The following is a 16,392-nucleotide window of genomic DNA, read 5'->3' on the forward strand; positions in this document are numbered from 1 at the left end:
GCCGGCTCCGCATCCTCGACGGTGATCGCATGCGCCCCCTCACGCCGGCGGGCGCCCGTGCCCGGGGGGTCACCCGCCCGGCGTACTGCCGCCCGGGCGGGCGCTATCCGCGCGGATGCCTGCGCAGCAGATACGTGTCCATGATCCATCCTTTGCGCTCACGGGCCTCGGCCCGCAGGCGCTCGATACGGGGAGCCGCCTCGGCGAGGGGACCGGAGGCGAGGATCTCGTCGGGCGTGCCGATGTAGGCGCCCCAGTAGATGTCGATGTCCTCGTCGGCGTACTGCCGGAACGTCTGGCGGGCGTCGAGCATGACCACCACGTCGTCGACCCCGTCGGGGAAGCCCTCGGCGAGGCGGCGACCGGTGGTGATCTGGACGGGCCGAGCGACCCGGTTCAGCCCCGTGCGGTGCCGGGCGACGAGCGCGGAGACGCTGCTGATACCGGGCACGACGTCGTAGGTGAACGCCACCGCTCCCCGGCCCAGGATCTCCTCCAGGATGCCGAGCGTGCTGTCGTACAGCGCGGGGTCGCCCCACACCAGGAACGCGCCGCTCTCGTCCTCGCCCAGCTCCTCGGCGATCAGCCGCTCGTAGATGTCCGCGCGGGCGCTGCGCCAGTCTCCGACGGCCGGCGAGTACGCCGCGCCTCCCGCGGACCGGTCGCGGTCCGGGTCACGGGCCTCGACCAGCCGGTACGCCCCCTGCGGTATGTGCGCGTCGAGGATGTCACGGCGCAGCTGGACGAGGTCCGACTTCACCTCGCCCTTGTCCAGGATGAAGAACACGTCGGTGCTCCTCAGCGCCTTGACCGCCTGCAGCGTGAGCTGGTCGGGGTCGCCCGCCCCGATCCCGATGACCTGAATCTTTCGCACACCGAGAGTCTGCCGTACGCCACTGACAGTGGACGCACCGCACCCGGGTTCGGCCCGGGCCCGCCGTGACGGTGCCCGGTCAGTCGACCCGCCCGCGCAGCCGTGGTGCCCGCCCCGTCGCGCTGATCGCCTTGCCCTCCCGCTCCACGACCCCCGCCAATTCCCGTGCCCAGGCGCTCAGTTCCGCGAGATCCATCCCGTACGGCCGCCCCCGGCCGGTCTCCGACGCCCACTCCTCGACCGCGCCGGCACCACGCCGCAGCAGCCTCGCGCCGCCCGTCGTGTTCCCCCGAGCCGCGTGGGTGAGCCCCACCGCGAGCTGGGCCAGACCCCGCCAGAGCGCGCGCTCGTCCTCGGGCCCGGACTTCCAGGCGTCCTCGAAGACCTCGTGCGCGTGGAACGGCTTCCCCGCCTCCAGCAGTGTCTGTGCCTCGGCGACGGTCTCCTCGGGGCCGCGTACGACGCCTTCGGGCTGGCGTTCCACGCCGTCCGCGCCGTACGGCAGGGGGCGCCCCAGCCCGTCGCGCGGCCGGGCGTTCCGCGCCCGCCCCGCCGTGTCCCGATCACGCCCGCCGCCCTGCCGAGCCTCAGATGTCCCACTCATACGCCGATTGTCGCGCGCGCCGCGCCCCCTTCGGAGCAGCCCACGACGTGGGGTAAAGTTCTGTTCGCACGATCACGCGGGTCACCGCGGGTGACCGCATCGGGACGTGGCGCAGCTTGGTAGCGCACTTGACTGGGGGTCAAGGGGTCGCAGGTTCAAATCCTGTCGTCCCGACTTTTGAAGTCGCGGGTCAGAGGCCGTATCGGAGCATTCCGGTACGGCCTCTGACGCGCTTCTGGGGATCATGCGGTCATGTTCGCGCCCGGCGCTGATCATGCTCGGCGGCCGGCTCGCTGTGCGGACATGCGAAGCCTTCCGCAGGGTGCTGCAATGGTCACAAGGACCGTTTCGTCGCCGTCTGTCGCGGCGAGCGCCGCCGAACGCGGGCGGGGGCGGGTGAGGCCCCGACTCCCCGAACCCGAGCCCCTCGTGAGGAGTGGCCATGAGCGACGACTTGGAACAGATGGGCCCCGTCGACTACTTGGTCGTCGAGTTTCCTGGCAACCGCATGACGGGCGAGGGCTTCCCGCTGCTCGTCGATCTGGTCGACCGCGGCATCATCCGCATCCTCGACCTCGTCTTCATCCGGAAGGAGAGCGACGGCTCGGTCGCGGCACTGGAACTGACGGATCTCGGAGACGAGGTGGACCTGACCGTCTTCGAGGGCGCCTCGTCGGGGCTGGTGGGCCAGGACGACATCGAGGAGGCCGGGAACGCGCTGGAGCCGAACAGCTCCGCCGGAATCCTGGTGTACGAGAACGTGTGGGCGGCACCCTTCGCCCGGGCCATGCGACGCAGCGGTGCCCAGTTGGTGGCGAGCGGGCGCATTCCCGTCCAGGACCTGCTGGCCTCGTTGGACGTGGTCGAAGCGACCCCGTGACGCGCCGGTCGCCGACCGAAGCGGCGCCTTGCGGACCGTGTCCGCGACCGTCCGCCCGCACGCATCGTGGGAGATGAGTGATCATGCCCGGACTTCTTCGTGGTGTTGCCCGTACTGCCGTTATCTCCGGAACCGCCACCGCGGTGTCCAACCGTGTGTCGCGTCGGCAGGCAGGCCGATGGGCAGAGCAGGAGGCTCAGCAGGCCCCGCCCCCGCCACCCGCACCGCCGCCGGTTCCCGGAGACGACATGACCGTCAAGATGGATCAGCTCAAGCAACTGGGTGACCTGAAGGCCCAAGGAGTACTGACCGAAGAGGAATTCGAGGAGCAGAAGCGCAGGATCCTCGCTTCGTGAGCCGGTCGCTTGCACAGCTCTTGAGCCGGTCGGAGGCCGTTTTCTCGGCGAGGGGAAGACGGCCTTCTCCGTGCCTTCGTGCAGACAGGCAGCTCCCTGCCTCCGTTCAGGACAGGCAGCCGACATGCGCCAGGGCCTGCTTGAGCAGAACCCCGTGCCCGCCCGGCATCTCGTCGAGGACCAGTGGCGACGAAGCCTCATCGGGGCTGACCCAGACCAGGTCGAGAGCGTTCTGCTGGGGACGGCAGTCGCCGGTCACCGGGACGATGTAGGCGAGGGACACGGCGTGCTGGCGGGGGTCGTGGAAGGGCGTGACCCCCAGCGTCGGGAAGTACTCGGCGACGGTGAAGGGCTGCAGGGAAGCCGGGACTCGGGGGAGCGCCACCGGGCCGAGGTCCTTCTCCAGGTGGCGCAGGAGGGCATCCCGGACCCGCTCGTGGTGCAGCACCCGGCCGGAGACGAGGGTCCGGCTGACCGTCCCGTCCGGACCGATGCGCAGCAGGAGTCCGATGTGGGTGACTTCGCCGCTGTCGTCGACGCGCACCGGTACCGCCTCGACGTACAGGATCGGCATCCGTGCGCGGGCCAGTTCCAGCTCGTCGGAAGTCAGCCAGCCGGGCGTGGTTTCGGTCATGTCAGACATTGGTTGATCATACTTTCAGTGTCGGCTGCCGCGTGTGTGTCGCATCAGGTCGACCATCGCCCCCGGGGCCGTCGGCGGGGGTACCTGCGGCCATCGAGCGGTGAGCCATTCGGTGTCGGACCAGCCCACCTCGGGTGGGATCCGGTTCGCGTACTCCGGATTTTCCTCCATCCGCGCCAGGACACTCGCGTGCACCTGCGCGCCCCGCGGAAGTCTCCGGCGCCGGTAGGTGAGCAGGGCCCAGATCCAGCCCATCCCATGCACCTTCCCCAGGGCGTCCTCGGGCACGAGGGACACCTCGCGCGCGTACGCCGCGTTCTTCAGTAGGAGGCCCTCCTCCAGGGCGCCGTCCACGATCCACTTGAGGGTGATGGTGGGGAGCCGGGGATCGTCGTCGAAGGTCCCGCCGACGTCGGAGTGCACCCCGGCGAACCACACCTGCTCGACCGAGCCGGGGGCAGCATGCTTCTTGTCGGGCGTGACCAGGTACTCGCGATAGGGCCTGCGCCTCTCGTCGATGGACACGGCATGGCGGACACGGCGGACGTTCGGGAGCTGACGGGTGTACGGCCATCGCAGGTTCCGGCGCAGCACGCCGGACGCCTTCACGGAGTCCCAGATTCCCAGGTAGGCGACGGAGATGCCGACGCGCCCCTCGACCGCGTTGCTGAAGGCGCCCGCGAAATGGTGGAGTTGGTCCCAGTCCTGCCGGGTCCAGTCCTTGTTCTTGGCGTACACGGACACGGCGTACGGGACGAGGTTCTCCATGCCGGGCCGCATCAGGCCGACCGCCTTCAGCATGCCCATGAGCGCGCGGGCCGTGTATGCGCCGCGGCTGAAGCCGAACACGTAGATCCGGTCGCCCGGTTGGTAACGCTCCATCAGATATGTGTACGCCTCGGCGAGGTTGGTCTTCATTCCGGAACCGAAGGCGAGACCGAGGAGTTTCGACAGGCGGCGGGCGACGGGTGTCCAGGCGCCCGCGGCGGAGAAGGTGCCGACTCCGGGGTCGTAGTAGGCGATCTGCCGGGCGGGATCGGAGAGGTCCAGCATTTCGTAGAGCCGGACGACGTTGGTGTTCCCTTTCGCCTTCAACTGATTGCCCGTGCCGTCCAGGCAGATGACGAGATTCTTGGGCATGCCGGGCCTCACGTTCGCTGACACACCATGACATATCGGTCCTGCAGAAATATAATAAGGGAAATGCTGCTCGCGGGTGGTCTCCGGTCGCGAGCAGTCTCCGGCGCAGTCGGGTTCCGGAGGATCCATGGCCGGTGCCGTCATTCACCTCGAAGGGGACACCGGTCTTCCGCGCACCCACGCGCTGGTCATCGGTGTCGGAAAGTACCCGCATCTCGAAGTACCCGCATCTCGCGGGCGGCGAGGCGCCGGTGGCGGACTCCGACGGAATGCGGCAGCCAAGCTCGCCCCCCGCCTCCGCCCGCGCCCTCGCGACATGGCTCCTGTCCGAGTACAACGATCCGCAGCGCCCACTCGGCAGCCTGGCCCTGCTGCTGAGCGAGGAGCAACCCGCCCCGTTCATGAACCCTCGCGCCGGGACCGCCCACGATGTCGACGTCGCCACCATCGACAACATCCTCATAGCACACCGAAGAGGAGCGGCAGGCGGCGCGCGACGCGCTGGTCGAGGCCTTCGACCGCGGAGTGCCGGTCTTCACCCTGGGGCTGAGCCGCCTCATCCACGGGCTTTCCGAGTTCCCCGACGACCCGGAGTGCGTGCACCGGCTCGATCTGGCGCGCCGTCTGTCGTGGCGCGTCGACACGCGTGAGCCGTTCGTGATCGTCGCGCTGTACAGAACGTCGCCATGACGCCCGGCACGGAAGGCCGCCATGACTGTCGCGCACAGAAGGTCGCACAAGGTCGCCATGACAGCTCGACACCGGAGAACGCCAGACCGGTCCGCCTGGGAGGCCGCAATGATCAGGTTCACCATGATGCCCGGCGAGGACGGCGACTGCCTGCTCCTGGAGTACGGCGACGACAGCTTCGTACGCCGGATCCTCGTCGACGGCGGTCGCTCGGGTACGTATCCGCTCATCAAACCGACCCTGGCCGGGCTCGACGGCCTGGTCGACCTGCTCGTCGTCACCCATGTCGACCAGGACCACATCCTCGGCGTACTCGCCCTGATGGACGACCTCGACCGGTCGGTGGAGTTCGGGGACGTCTGGTTCAACGGCTTCGACCAACTTCTCGACACCGAGGGGTTCGGCGCAGTGGACGGCGAGAAGCTCACCAGTGCCCTGCCGGCGCAGAAGGTGCCGTGGAACGACGCGTTCGGCGGGCGCGGCGTCGAAGTCGGCCGGGAGCTCGCGTGGTTCGACGAAGGTTCCACGATGGACGTGCTCTCGCCCGACCGCGGGCAACTGGAGCGACTGGCACCGGTCTGGAGCGCGGAGTGTGCCAAGAACGGCCTGATGCCGGGCCGGGACGCCGACGAACTCCCCCTTACTGGAGCCCCGATGAGCACCCCGCTCGACTTCTCGTACGAGACCCGGCCCGCGCGAGTCGTCTTCCGCCCCGGCGCCGCGGTGTCCGCGACGCCCGGCGAGGCCGCGCGACTCGGTCTGCGCAGGGTCCTGGTGGTATGCGGCAGCCGGGGCGAGGCCACCGCGCGGACGCCCGCAGCCGCGCCCTGTACGGCGCCTGGCTGTGCGGTGCCTGCCTGGGCGCCACCACCATGGGCCTGCACCACAAGCTCTGCCATGTACTCGGCGGCACCTTCGGCCTGTCTCACGCGCAGACCCACACGGTGGTCCTCCCGTACGTCCTCGCCTACAACGCGTCCGCCGCACCCCGGGCGATCAGCGCCCTGTCGCGCGCCCTGAACACCGACGACGTCCCCCGCGCCCTCCGCGAGCTGGCGGGAAGCCTCGGCGCTCCCCGCACGCTCGCCGAACTCGGCCTGAAAGAACCCGACTTGCCGGTCGCTGCCGCACGGACCGCCGAGGAGTCCTACCCCAACCCCCGCGAGGTCACGGCGCATGGCGTACTGGGTCTGCTGACAGCGGCGTACGAGGGCTGGGAGCCCCGAACCTGAGGGCGCCCATTTCGAGGGCCGCGGTCAGCCAGGCGATACCGAACGCCCACACCGCCAGCGTTTCGCAGATGTAGACGGACGTGAATTTCCAGTGGGTGCCCCATTTTGTCAACTGCGCGATTCCGGCGATGGCCGTGAAAGCGACGATGGCCGCTCCGGCCGTCAGATAGAGGCGATTCACGTGGCGCTTGTCCGTCGGTGCCGGATCCCAGAAGGACATGATGCAGAACACAGCCAGCATGAGGAGAAGCAGCGCGGCGCACACGAGATGAATGACACCGACGGCCCCTTGGCGTGCGGTCGGATGTCCGCCCGGTGACGTCGGCAGCAACGCGACGGCCAGGGCGAATACGCCGGCCGCTGAGCTGAAGTGGTCGTCGCGTTTGTTGTAGCGATAGCAGATGAGGAAGACGCCCAGCGCGCACAGGCTGCCGACGAACACATTCCGTGTGCCGGTGTAGTACGAGCCGCTGATGGACTCGGGCATGATCGGCGTCTTGGATCCCAGCGCCCGGAGGATTTCGTTCCCGAACGGCACCGCCGGCGGAAGCATGATGCCGATGACTCCGACCCCGAGGCGAAGGCGTCCCACGGTCCTGTTGTCCTGATCGCGCTCCGGATCACGCTGCTGCCGTGAGGAGTTGTCCGCGAGCCAGTCGTGGACTCGGCTGCCCTGCGCGCTTTCACTCATGCGGCCTCCCGATGGTGCATCAGTTGTGTTGTGCCCCAAGGGAATTGGAGAAAACGAACCCCAGGCGCGCCCTTCAGCCACGCGTCCGTCGCCCGCGTGGCGCACATCACCTTCGGAGTGTGCGGAAACGTGGAGCGGAACTTCACAGGTTCATGACACGCTCACCCCTGGTTACCCGCTGGTAATCCCTTGCCACCCCCCACCCCCTCAGGACTGACCTTGCGTATCCGCAAGCGGCCCTTGCGTGCCGTCATGCCCGCGCTCGCCGCATCCGCCCTCTTCCTCGCCGCCGGTTGCTCCGCGGAGCCCGGGGCGCACTCTTCCTCCTCCGCCGCACGTGCTCAGGACGCCGAAGCCACCTCCGGCGCCACCGCCGACGCCGGCCGACCGCTTGCCGTCGCCGCCGCCCCCGAGGCGGCAGCCACCTCGACCGCCGTCGCACGGCCGGGCGCGGCGGGCGGAAAGGCTCAAAAGACCGCGCTGAAGGTGAAGTCGTACGACATCCACACGCGACGTGCCGTCATCTCTCCTACGGGTAAGGGAACTTCCGGAGACCCGGGGACCGCGTCACCGTCCCCGACCGCAGGGAGCACCACGAAGCCGCACGCCACAGCCGTCGGCGACATCATCGCCAGCGCCCCCGCACCCGGTGCCCCGGACGGACTCCTCGCCAAGGTCACCAAGGTGATCGGCAAGAGTGGAGACGGCACCGAGGTCCAGACGGCGCCGACGACCCTGGACACGCTGCTCGGCGACGACGACGCGAAGGGCTCCGTCCCCGTCGATCCCGCCTCCTTCGATGTCGAGCGACTGTTGCCCGACGTGAAGGTCTCCTGGGCGAAGACGGGAGACATCCACTCCGGCCCCGAGGGCACGAAGGTCCCGCTCGGCAGCCTGCGGGTCGATGTCGGGGCGAAGGTCGGCACGGCGACGGGAGCACCCGCTTCGGCGACGGCGTCCGTCTCCGGCTTCGTCCAGGTCGCGCCCGAGGTCGACTTCTCCTACGGCGGCGACTCGGCCGGCTCCGGCCCCGGGGCGGCGTACCTCGGCGTCTCCGGCGACTGGACCTCGCGGTGGGCGGTCAAGGGGCGCGCCGCCGCCTCGGCCCAGCCCGTGCGGGTGCCGTTCGCGAAGCTGCACGCCGACCCCGTGCTTGAGGTCGGCCCGATTCCCGTCGTGGTGAACCTCGATCTGACCTGCTACTTCCAGATCGGCGCCGACGGCAGCGTCACCGTCGACATCGAGCAGGACCTCAAGGGTGACTTCAAGGCCGGTGGCACCTTCGGGCCGGCCAAGGGCTGGACGCCGGTCAACGAGTCGCACATGACGAGCTCACCGGTGCGCACCGCCGTCACCGCGGCGGGAAACGTGAAGGCGTCCCTCGGCGCGGAGGCCACCGTCGGGCTGTACGGCACCGTCGGCGTCACCGCGGACCTGGCCCCGTATCTCCGCGGTGAGGCGGCGGGAACGCTCGACGCCACGTCCGCGACCGGTGCCACGGCGAAGACCGGTGTCGGAGCGTCAGGTGCCTGGGCCGTCTACGGCGGCGTCGATCTGACCGGCACCCTGCGCATCCAGCTGTCCATTTTCGGTACCCCCGTTCTCCAACACAGCATCCCGCTGGGCACGTTGCACCGCGAGTGGAAGCTCGCCGACGGCAAGGTCTAGCCGTACGAGCAGGCGGCCCCGGTCGGCCGTCGCCCTTCCGGGTCCGGTGGCAACCACGCTGCCGGGCCCGTGAGTTGGGCGTCGAGGGCATCCTCGACGCCCAACGGGCCGCCCCATTCTCCCCATTGGTTGATCCTTCATCGCTCGGACACCTCCAGACGCTGGCGTTTTCAAGAACGGCCCGGAAAGCTGAGCTGGGCATGCCAACGCGACCGCCTGGTCTGCCCTGCCCCCACGCCGCGGTCGATCAGGAGGACGCAGTGAAGAAAAGCTCGCGGATCCGCAGGGTCTCGCTCATCCTCGGCAGCGCCGTCGCGCTGGTCGTCGCCTTCCCCGGCAGTGCTCTCGCCGACCCGCCGAAGGCCTTGCCCGCGAACGCGGACGGACTGGAGCAGACGTTCCAGCCCGCCTACGACTACGACACGGACGGCTGCTACCCGACTCCCGCCATCGGCCCCGACGGCACCATCAACGGCGGCCTCAAGCCGTCCGGCGCTCTCAACGGCCAGTGCCACGACTCCTGGGACCTGGACAACACAAACGGCTACTCCCGCGAGAAGTGCAACAACGGCTGGTGCGCCATCATGTACGGCCTCTACTTCGAGAAGGACCAGGCCGTAGCCGGCAGTGGCCTGGGCGGACACCGGAACGACTGGGAACACGTCGTGGTGTGGGTGCAGGACAACGAGGCCAAGTATGTGTCCACTTCGGCGCACGGAAACTTCAACATCTACGGCCGTGACCAGATCCGCTGGGACGGCACACACCCCAAGGTCGTCTATCACAAGGACGGCATCAGCACGCACTGCTTCCGCCCGGCCAACTCCAACGACGAGCCGCCGGAGAACCACTACCACACCTGGCAGTTCCCCAGCCTGGTCGGCTGGGACGGCTACCCGGCGGGCCTGCGCGACAAGCTGAGCGCGTACGACTTCGGCAGTGCCGTCTTCGGTCTCAAGGACGGCAACTTCAACTACCACCTGGAGAAGGCCAAGCCGGCCGGTATCGTGTTCGACCCCAACGCCTGATCGGCGAGGCCGCGGGTGGGTGACCTCTGGCGCGCCGCCCACCCCGGCTGCGCGGCGACAAGCCGTTCCCGGTGGCGCGGCGGCGTGTCCTCCTGCCACGGTACAACACCCCGAAGGGCGCGAGCTCGCCGTGCGCCGCCGCCGGCCCGTGCACGGCCATCCACCTGCGTGCGGTAGGGTTTACCTGCACGAACACGGGATCACCCCGGGTGAAATGCATCGGGACGTGGCGCAGCTTGGTAGCGCACTTGACTGGGGGTCAAGGGGTCGCAGGTTCAAATCCTGTCGTCCCGACTTGCTAGGACGCAGGTCGGAGGTCGTGTCGGAGTGATCCGACACGACCTCTTGATCGTTCTTGGGGACCTATGGGGACCGGGGCGCTTGCGCGCTCAGCCGATGGTCGTGGGATGCCCTTGTGAACACGTCGGTGCGGAGAGGGGCTCCCGAATCAACCCGCATCGGCAGGGCCAGGAGCGGGCGGACTCGCGGCCCAGGCTACGGCGTCGTCGAGTTCGGCGTATCCGAACTGTCGTACCTCGGCTTGGACGAAGTGGTTCGCGACGTGAGGTACGAGTGCGGCGAGCTTGGTGTTGGCCGCCAGAGCGATCTTCCTGACCCTGCGGTGATGGTCACGGACGAAACGTACATGCCGGAGCAGGCTTTTGATGTTCTCCCAGCCAGGGAATTCGCGAGCGTGCACCACGACACCGGCCAGCGCGTCGTGGGTTTCGAGCCAGTTGTCCACGGTCTGTGCCAGCGCGTCGAAGTCCTGTGTGCGCAGGGGCTGCTCGACTTCGATCACGAGAACTTTTGACTCGGTCAGGAGCTTGTGGGATGCGCCGGGGCCTTCGGGCAGTGAGACGAGCCAGTTCAGGGCCTCCTCGCGATCCTCTACCTCGAAGACGCGTACCGGGCAAGGCATCAGGAAACTCGCGAGCCGGGTCGACTCTCGGATCCAGCGGATGTCGGTCACGACGGCGCATCCCTCGAACAGGCGCATGGCGCCGAAGCCGACCTTGAGATCCTCCCACCCGGCTGCCGGCGTGAACGACTGGAAATCCGGGCCGCACTCCCACAGGAGCCGGATGCGGCGGCCTTCCCTGCGCGCGTCGTTGATAAGGGGCTCGATCACCGCTTTGTAGTCGTCTTTCGACACCGTGCCGATCGCCTTGACCGCGTCGACCCCTGAGGACACGTCCTGAGCTCTTTCAAGCATGCCGTTCCTCTCTCCGTGTCGGTGCAATGTGGAGTCCCGGCCGACGGAAAGGCCGGCAGAGAAGCCGATGCACCCGCACAGCCAGGACCCGTCCCCGTCGCCGGAATCGACCTGTATCCACACGTTTCCTGCATTCCATCATGGCAAGATGCCATGATCTCCGCGACCGCGTCCCATGTGCGTGCCGCGGCCGGCGGTCGGATTCAGCCGGGCTTCGTGGATGTCCGCGTGCCGCCCGGCGATGCGGTGCCTCGCTTTTGCCGGCGCGGCACGGCGCGGCACGGCGCGGCACGGCTTCGGGACGCGCCTGCCGACGCGAGGCCGAGCAAAGCACCCGTGATGGTGGCTGATCCACCAGGGAGGCTCTCGACGCTCCTGAGCACGTGGAGATTCTCGAGCGTGCGACGGTTTCTCCGCGTCCCGAGCCGCGTTCCCTGCGCGGCGAGACGCCCGCGCGGCCGGCTACCTCCGTCCGTACAGCCGGTCGAGGTCGACGAGTACCACCTGTCCCTGGGCTTCGACGGCGCGCAGGGCGGGGCTGAAGCCGGCGCCGCTGTAGCAGGCCGGCCGGGTACGGCTGGTGTCCTCGCCGCGGTTGGCGAGGATGCCGAGGAGGTCCTGGAGACGTTCCAGATGCTCCACGTCCATGACTTCGTCCCACCGGGCCAGGCCCACCGACAGCAGGGAGCCGTGGCCTGCGTCGCCGTGGCCGCGTACGACCACCTCGGCTGCCAGGTCCGTACTGCCTGGGTGTGTGGGGTCGGCCACTGACCCGTGGGCCGCCGACCTGGGACGAACGCCGAAGGTGTCCGGGTCGGCGAAGTGGAGGGCCCAGTCGCGGCAGATCTGAGCGAAGTGGGACTGGTGCACCATGGAGTCGAAGTCCGGGCGGGCCTGCTTCCAGACCGCGACGGCATTCTGCTGTGCCAGGGCCGACCGGTGAGGTCGTACGACCGCGTGTTCGAAAGCCAGCAGGGGCTCCGCGACGCGCAGTCTGATGAGGCTGGGCCGGAAGGCGTCGGCCTCGCTGTGCAGCAGGCCGTGTTCCCGCAGCAGCCCGAGGCAGCGCGCGGTGTCGGTCAGGGGAGCGCCGAGGCAGTCCGCGACCCGGCCCTGGGTCGAGCAGCCCGTGGCGACGGCGGAGAGAGCGGAGTGGCACAGGGCGCGGTCCTTGTGGTCGATCTCCTCCTGCAGCAGGTGGTACGCCTCGCGGTACTGGGGCTTGCCGGGGTTGAGTACGGTTCTGCAGACCCAGGCGTCGAAGTCCTCGCGCCCTGCGGGGGTGTCGTCCTGGACGTAGTCGTGCCGGTACGCGGGGGTTCCGCCGACGACGGCGTGGACGAGCAGGGCGAGGGCGGGGTCGTCGATGCCCCAGAAGCGTGCCGCCTGGCGGTAGTCGAACGGACGCAGGGTGAGGTGCAGATCGCTCAGTTCGTGCAGAGGGGAGGCTGTGCTGAACAGCCGGTGCATGAGGGGCAGGGAACTGCCGCTCAGCAGGAGGCGTGCCTGGCCGGGGTGTCCGCCGTCGTGGCGCCGGTAGGCGCTGTGCAGGATGGAGGGGAGCGAGGGGCTCTGCCGTACCAGGTCGGGAAACTCATCGAGGACGATGGGTGTCGGACGTTGGTCTCCGAGCGCCAGGAGGTCGTCGGTGGCGTCCTCCCAGCCGTGCCAGTGGGGTGGGGTGGACGCGTTTGTGTATCGGGCAAGCTCGTCGGCAAGATGGCTCAGCGACTCGGCCTGCGTCGCCTGCTGAGCCCCGAAATAGAAGCCCCCCAGGGCGCCGGTGAGCGTCTCCAGCAAGTAGGTCTTGCCTTGGCGCAGCCGCCCGTTGACGACCCCGAGGCGGGCTTCGGGCCGGTTGTCACAGGCGAACGCGACGAGTTCCTGCCATTCGGCGTCCCGGTCGAAGACCTTCTGCGGCTTGTCCGGGAGAGGGATATCGGACGACGGCACGGCCAGTCCCCTCGTTCGGTGGTGTTTCCCTTTCCAGTACAACGCCGGATGCCGGGCCCCGCGAGACACGATTGGTCTGCCGGTGCACATGCCGGGCCTTTCCCGGGGGCCGCCATGGGCCATCCCGTCCGGCTCGACCCCCGCACCGGGGGTCGTACGTTCCTGCCGTCGCCGGGCGGTACGGCTGCCGCCCCGGGCAGGCCCGATACCGAGCGGTGACCGTGGTGGTCTCTGGGGTGGGCCAGGACTGGTCGGTGAGCCGAGCTGAGTCGGGACGAGCGTCACTTGCATGCCCTGGAGGCGCCGGTCGCCAGGCTCTCCATGACGAGTCGGTGGCCGAGGTGGGCTCGCATGATCGCAGCCCTCTCCTCAGAATGGTGCTGTATCCATTCTGCCGAGCGGGACAGACCGCCGCACGGGGCGGGAGGTTCGTATCCGCGAGATGAGCGGCCCCTATACGGGAGGCACCATGCAGCACCGAACGGTCGAGGAGCTCATGACCCGGGACGTTGTCCGGGCGCGTCCTGACACACCGTTCAAGGAGCTCGTCAGGCTGCTGGCGGACAACGACGTAACCGCTGTGCCCGTGGTGGACGATCTGGACCGCCCCATGGGTGTGGTGTCCGAGGCCGACCTACTGCGCAAGAGCGCCGACCAGGCCGACCCGTCAGGCCTAGTCCCGGTCCCGAACCTGGAGGCCTGGGAGCGGGCCAAGGCCGAGGGGGCCCGGGCCGAGGAACTGATGTCGGCTCCCGCGGTGTGTGCGGCTCCGGAGTGGAACGTGGTGGAGGCCGCTCGCCTCATGGAGACCCAGCACGTCAAGCGACTGCTCGTGGTGGACGAGACGGAACGGCTCCTGGGTATCGTCAGCCGTGGTGACCTGCTGCGGATCTTCCTGCGCCGTGACGACGCCATCCGCGACGAGATCACCCACGACGTGCTGTGGCGCACGATGGGGCTCGCTCCCTCGCAGGTGACGGTCGAGGTCCGCGAGGGGCGGGTCGACCTGGGCGGCTCCGTCGAGTTCCGGAGTCTGGTTCCCGTGATCAAGCGGCTGTGCCGCGGCGTCGACGGCGTGGTCTCGGTCACCGAGCACATCGCGTACCGGACCGACGACGTCCGCCGTCCACCCACCGGCACCTGACCAGGACCGGCCGACGTATCCGCTGTCCGGCCGGCAAGTTGCGGTTCCACCTCGGGGAATGCGGCCGGTTACGGCGAGGGCTGTATACACCTGTGCGGACGGTCTGAACCGAGATGCCGGCCGTATGCCTCGTCAACCGTGCCGTCGACGACGGCGTCACGCTGTCCGCACGACGCCGGGCTGAGTGCGCCTTTTGCGGCGAGGCGACTGTCGTTGGACATACGGGCCCCTGACCGATCGCGAGGGCCGCTGACCATGTGATGTTGACGATCATCGAGGCGGCGTGTGAACTTCCGGCCGCGGACGCCCGGGGGGCGATGGTGTGTCGAACGCGCGGGCATCGTCTCTTCCGTCCACCTGGGTGGGTTCTTGGCGCAGGACGTCGAGGACGACGGAGCCGTCGACGGTCTCGTGGGCGACCAGTTCTCCGGCCAGGCGTTCCAAGGCGGGCCGATGGCCGCGCAGCAGAGCGATCGCGCGCTGTTCGGCCTGGCGCAGCAGCCGGGCGACCTCCACGTCGACGATGCGCTGGGTCTGCTCCGAGTACGGTGGCCGGCCGGGCTCGTCGGTGGTCTCACCGAGGTAGTGCGGCTGGGAGGAGGCGTAGCCGATCGGGCCGAGTTCGGGGGAGAGGCCGAACTCGCGGACCATGCGGGTGGCGATCTGGGTGGCGCCGGCCAGGTCGTTGGCGGCTCCCGTCGATCCCTCGCCGAAGGCCACGAGCTCGGCCGCGCGTCCGCCCAGGCGCACCGCCAGAAGGTCGATCATGTAACTCTCGCTGTACAAGTGGCGCTCTGCTTCCGGGAGTTGCTCGGTGACACCGAGGGTGACACCGGCCGGCAGGATGGTGACCTTCGCCACCGGGTCGGCGTGCTCGCACAATGCCGCGACCAGGGCGTGGCCCGATTCGTGGACGGCCACCGAGCGGCGCTCCTCGGGCAGCAGCGCGTTGGAGGACTCCCGGCGTCCCAGCAGCACACGGTCGCGTGCGGCATCCAGGTCGTGCGGCTCGATCCGAGTGCGGTTGCCCCGTACGGCGTTGATGGCGCTCTCGTTGACGAGGTTGGCGAGATCCGCTCCGGAGAACCCGGGCGTGGCGCGCGCTACGGCATCCATGTCGACATCCGGAGCCAGGGTCTTGTCGCGGGCGTGGACGACGAGGATCGCGGCCCGCTCGGCCTGGTTGGGCAGCGGCACGGTGACCTGCCGGTCGAAGCGCCCGGGGCGCAGCAGGGCCGGGTCGAGGGCATCGGGCCGGTTGGTGGCGGCGAGGACGACGATGCCGCTGGACTGGTCGAAGCCGTCCATCTCGGCCAGCAGCTGGTTGAGGGTCTGCTCGCGCTCGTCGTTGCCGCCCAGCCTCGCCCCGCCGGCGCGACGCGAACCGAGTGCGTCGATCTCGTCGATGAAGATGATCGACGGGGCGCGTTTGCGGGCCTGATCGAACAGGTCGCGCACCCGGGAGGCACCGACCCCGACGAACATCTCCACGAACGCGGAGCCGGTCACCGACAGGAACGCTACGTCCGCCTCGCCGGCGACGGCTCGCGCGAGGAGAGTCTTGCCGGTACCGGGCGGCCCCACCATGATCACGCCACGGGGCCCTTTGGCACCCGCAGCGGCATAGCGGTCGGGATTGCGCAGGAAGTCGACCACCTCGCCGATCTCTTGCTTGACCCCGTCATAGCCGGCGATGTCGTCGAAGCCGGTGGTGGGCCGCTCCGCTTCGATGATCTTCGCGCGCGAGCGTCCGATGGCGCTCAGCCCGCCGGTCACCGACCCTGCGGCCCGGCGCCCCCTCCACACGAAGAAGCCGATCAGCAGCAGGAACGGCAGGAACGTGAAGAGCACGGACAACCACGCTGAGCCGCCGCTGCTGCTCTGGCTGGCTTTGATGTGCACATGGTGCGAGGTCAATTGCTGCTGGAGCTGGGCGCCGGTGCCCAGTGCGGTGGGGATCTGGGTGGTGAACTTCGCGCCGTCCTTCAGGGTGCCACTGACCGCGCCTTTGTCGTTGATGTCGACCGTCTGCACCTGGCTGGCGCCGACCTTGCCGACGAAGTCGCTGTAGGAGACTGATGTCGCGTGCGGCCCGGAGCGGGCGCGAGAGAGCACCAGGACGATGACAAGCGTCATCAGGATCCACCAGAAGATCCACCGGCCGCCGACTGGCTGCGGTTGCCGGGACGGAGGCGTGGGCGGTTCGCGCGGCGGCCCGGGCTTGGCGGGCGGCGTCAGGTGCCGGTGCGGCATCCGCACTCGTGTGATCACCA

14 protein-coding genes, 2 tRNA genes and 1 pseudogene are annotated in these 16,392 nt (G+C 69.1%); 8 read left to right on the forward strand and 9 right to left on the reverse strand.

Annotated elements, in window-relative coordinates:
* Window positions 1-103: 103 nt before the first annotated feature.
* Window positions 104-874 (reverse strand): precorrin-6A synthase (deacetylating), encoded by a 771-nt coding sequence (gene cobF / locus OG390_RS45300; protein WP_406176200.1) that lies wholly within the window; start codon window positions 872-874, stop codon window positions 104-106.
* Between the two features lie 79 nt (window positions 875-953).
* Complete coding sequence (locus tag OG390_RS45305) at window positions 954-1,478, reverse strand: DUF309 domain-containing protein (protein ID WP_406176201.1); 525 nt, start codon at window positions 1,476-1,478, stop codon at window positions 954-956.
* A gap of 100 nt (window positions 1,479-1,578) precedes the next feature.
* On the opposite strand from OG390_RS45305, the gene OG390_RS45310 reads away from it, so the two are divergent.
* The 3 genes from OG390_RS45310 to OG390_RS45320 all read left to right on the forward strand — a co-directional run bounded on the left by OG390_RS45310 (window position 1,579) and on the right by OG390_RS45320 (window position 2,714).
* Window positions 1,579-1,652 (forward strand) — tRNA-Pro (locus OG390_RS45310).
* Window positions 1,653-1,920: 268 nt separating this feature from the next.
* Window positions 1,921-2,358 (forward strand): DUF6325 family protein, encoded by a 438-nt coding sequence (locus tag OG390_RS45315; RefSeq protein WP_406176203.1) that lies wholly within the window; start codon window positions 1,921-1,923, stop codon window positions 2,356-2,358.
* An 83-nt stretch (window positions 2,359-2,441) separates the two neighbouring features.
* Complete coding sequence (locus OG390_RS45320) at window positions 2,442-2,714, forward strand: SHOCT domain-containing protein (protein WP_406176205.1); 273 nt, start codon at window positions 2,442-2,444, stop codon at window positions 2,712-2,714.
* A gap of 106 nt (window positions 2,715-2,820) precedes the next feature.
* Here OG390_RS45320 and OG390_RS45325 read toward each other — a convergent pair whose 3' ends face one another.
* The 3 genes from OG390_RS45325 to OG390_RS45335 form a co-directional block, all read right to left on the reverse strand.
* Window positions 2,821-3,348 (reverse strand): NUDIX hydrolase family protein, encoded by a 528-nt coding sequence (locus OG390_RS45325; RefSeq protein WP_406178254.1) that lies wholly within the window; start codon window positions 3,346-3,348, stop codon window positions 2,821-2,823.
* Between the two features lie 24 nt (window positions 3,349-3,372).
* Window positions 3,373-4,497 (reverse strand): DUF2235 domain-containing protein, encoded by a 1,125-nt coding sequence (locus tag OG390_RS45330; protein ID WP_406176207.1) that lies wholly within the window; start codon window positions 4,495-4,497, stop codon window positions 3,373-3,375.
* 459 nt (window positions 4,498-4,956) lie between these two features.
* Window positions 4,957-5,487: a hypothetical protein gene (locus tag OG390_RS45335; protein ID WP_406176209.1), complete on the reverse strand. Its 531-nt coding sequence runs from the start codon at window positions 5,485-5,487 to the stop codon at window positions 4,957-4,959.
* 509 nt (window positions 5,488-5,996) lie between these two features.
* Between OG390_RS45335 and OG390_RS45340 the strand changes: the two are divergent.
* Window positions 5,997-6,419 (forward strand): annotated as a pseudogene (locus tag OG390_RS45340) (iron-containing alcohol dehydrogenase); the annotation flags it as partial.
* Here the strand turns inward: OG390_RS45340 and OG390_RS45345 are convergent.
* Window positions 6,355-7,215 carry a hypothetical protein gene (locus tag OG390_RS45345; protein WP_406176210.1) on the reverse strand — a complete coding sequence of 287 codons (861 nt, stop codon included), beginning with the start codon at window positions 7,213-7,215 and terminating at the stop codon, window positions 6,355-6,357. The pseudogene OG390_RS45340 and the gene OG390_RS45345 overlap by 65 nt on opposite strands.
* Before the next feature lie 120 nt (window positions 7,216-7,335).
* Between OG390_RS45345 and OG390_RS45350 the strand changes: the two genes are divergently transcribed.
* From OG390_RS45350 to OG390_RS45360, 3 genes are all read left to right on the forward strand, one after another.
* Window positions 7,336-8,778 carry a hypothetical protein gene (locus OG390_RS45350; protein WP_406178255.1) on the forward strand — a complete coding sequence of 481 codons (1,443 nt, stop codon included), beginning with the start codon at window positions 7,336-7,338 and terminating at the stop codon, window positions 8,776-8,778.
* 260 nt (window positions 8,779-9,038) lie between these two features.
* A complete protein-coding gene (locus OG390_RS45355; RefSeq protein ID WP_406176212.1) occupies window positions 9,039-9,806 on the forward strand; it encodes an NPP1 family protein in 768 nt (255 codons plus the stop codon).
* 220 nt (window positions 9,807-10,026) lie between these two features.
* Window positions 10,027-10,100 (forward strand) — tRNA-Pro (locus OG390_RS45360).
* A gap of 154 nt (window positions 10,101-10,254) precedes the next feature.
* On the opposite strand, the gene OG390_RS45365 is transcribed toward OG390_RS45360, so the two are convergent.
* Together OG390_RS45365 and OG390_RS45370 are read right to left on the reverse strand one after the other, a co-directional pair.
* On the reverse strand, window positions 10,255-11,022 hold the full coding sequence (locus tag OG390_RS45365) for an STAS/SEC14 domain-containing protein (protein ID WP_406176214.1): 768 nt from the start codon (window positions 11,020-11,022) through the stop codon (window positions 10,255-10,257).
* A gap of 462 nt (window positions 11,023-11,484) precedes the next feature.
* On the reverse strand, window positions 11,485-12,975 hold the full coding sequence (locus tag OG390_RS45370) for an ATP-binding protein (RefSeq protein WP_406176215.1): 1,491 nt from the start codon (window positions 12,973-12,975) through the stop codon (window positions 11,485-11,487).
* Window positions 12,976-13,444: 469 nt separating this feature from the next.
* Here OG390_RS45370 and OG390_RS45375 point away from each other — a divergent pair, with 469 nt between their 5' ends.
* A complete protein-coding gene (locus tag OG390_RS45375) occupies window positions 13,445-14,119 on the forward strand; it encodes a CBS domain-containing protein (RefSeq protein ID WP_406176216.1) in 675 nt (224 codons plus the stop codon).
* 270 nt (window positions 14,120-14,389) lie between these two features.
* On the opposite strand, the gene ftsH is transcribed toward OG390_RS45375, so the two are convergent.
* Window positions 14,390-16,372, reverse strand: a complete 1,983-nt coding sequence (gene ftsH / locus OG390_RS45380) for an ATP-dependent zinc metalloprotease FtsH (protein ID WP_406178256.1) — start codon at window positions 16,370-16,372, stop codon at window positions 14,390-14,392.
* Between the last annotated feature and the right edge of the window lie 20 nt (window positions 16,373-16,392).

This window comes from Streptomyces sp. NBC_00996, from assembly GCF_045162675.1.
Lineage (GTDB): Bacteria > Actinomycetota > Actinomycetes > Streptomycetales > Streptomycetaceae > Streptomyces.

Excerpts from the sequence above, each read along its gene's own strand:
- OG390_RS45305 (WP_406176201.1), bottom strand. The coding sequence starts at position 1,478 with ATGAGTGGGACATCTGAGGCTCGGCAGGGCGGCGGGCGTGATCGGGAC.
- OG390_RS45315 (WP_406176203.1), top strand. The coding sequence starts at position 1,921 with ATGAGCGACGACTTGGAACAGATGGGCCCCGTCGACTACTTGGTCGTC.
- OG390_RS45320 (WP_406176205.1), top strand. The coding sequence starts at position 2,442 with ATGCCCGGACTTCTTCGTGGTGTTGCCCGTACTGCCGTTATCTCCGGA.
- OG390_RS45325 (WP_406178254.1), bottom strand. The coding sequence starts at position 3,348 with ATGACCGAAACCACGCCCGGCTGGCTGACTTCCGACGAGCTGGAACTG.
- OG390_RS45330 (WP_406176207.1), bottom strand. The coding sequence starts at position 4,497 with ATGCCCAAGAATCTCGTCATCTGCCTGGACGGCACGGGCAATCAGTTG.
- OG390_RS45365 (WP_406176214.1), bottom strand. The coding sequence starts at position 11,022 with ATGCTTGAAAGAGCTCAGGACGTGTCCTCAGGGGTCGACGCGGTCAAG.
- OG390_RS45375 (WP_406176216.1), top strand. The coding sequence starts at position 13,445 with ATGCAGCACCGAACGGTCGAGGAGCTCATGACCCGGGACGTTGTCCGG.
- ftsH (WP_406178256.1), bottom strand. The coding sequence starts at position 16,372 with ATGCCGCACCGGCACCTGACGCCGCCCGCCAAGCCCGGGCCGCCGCGC.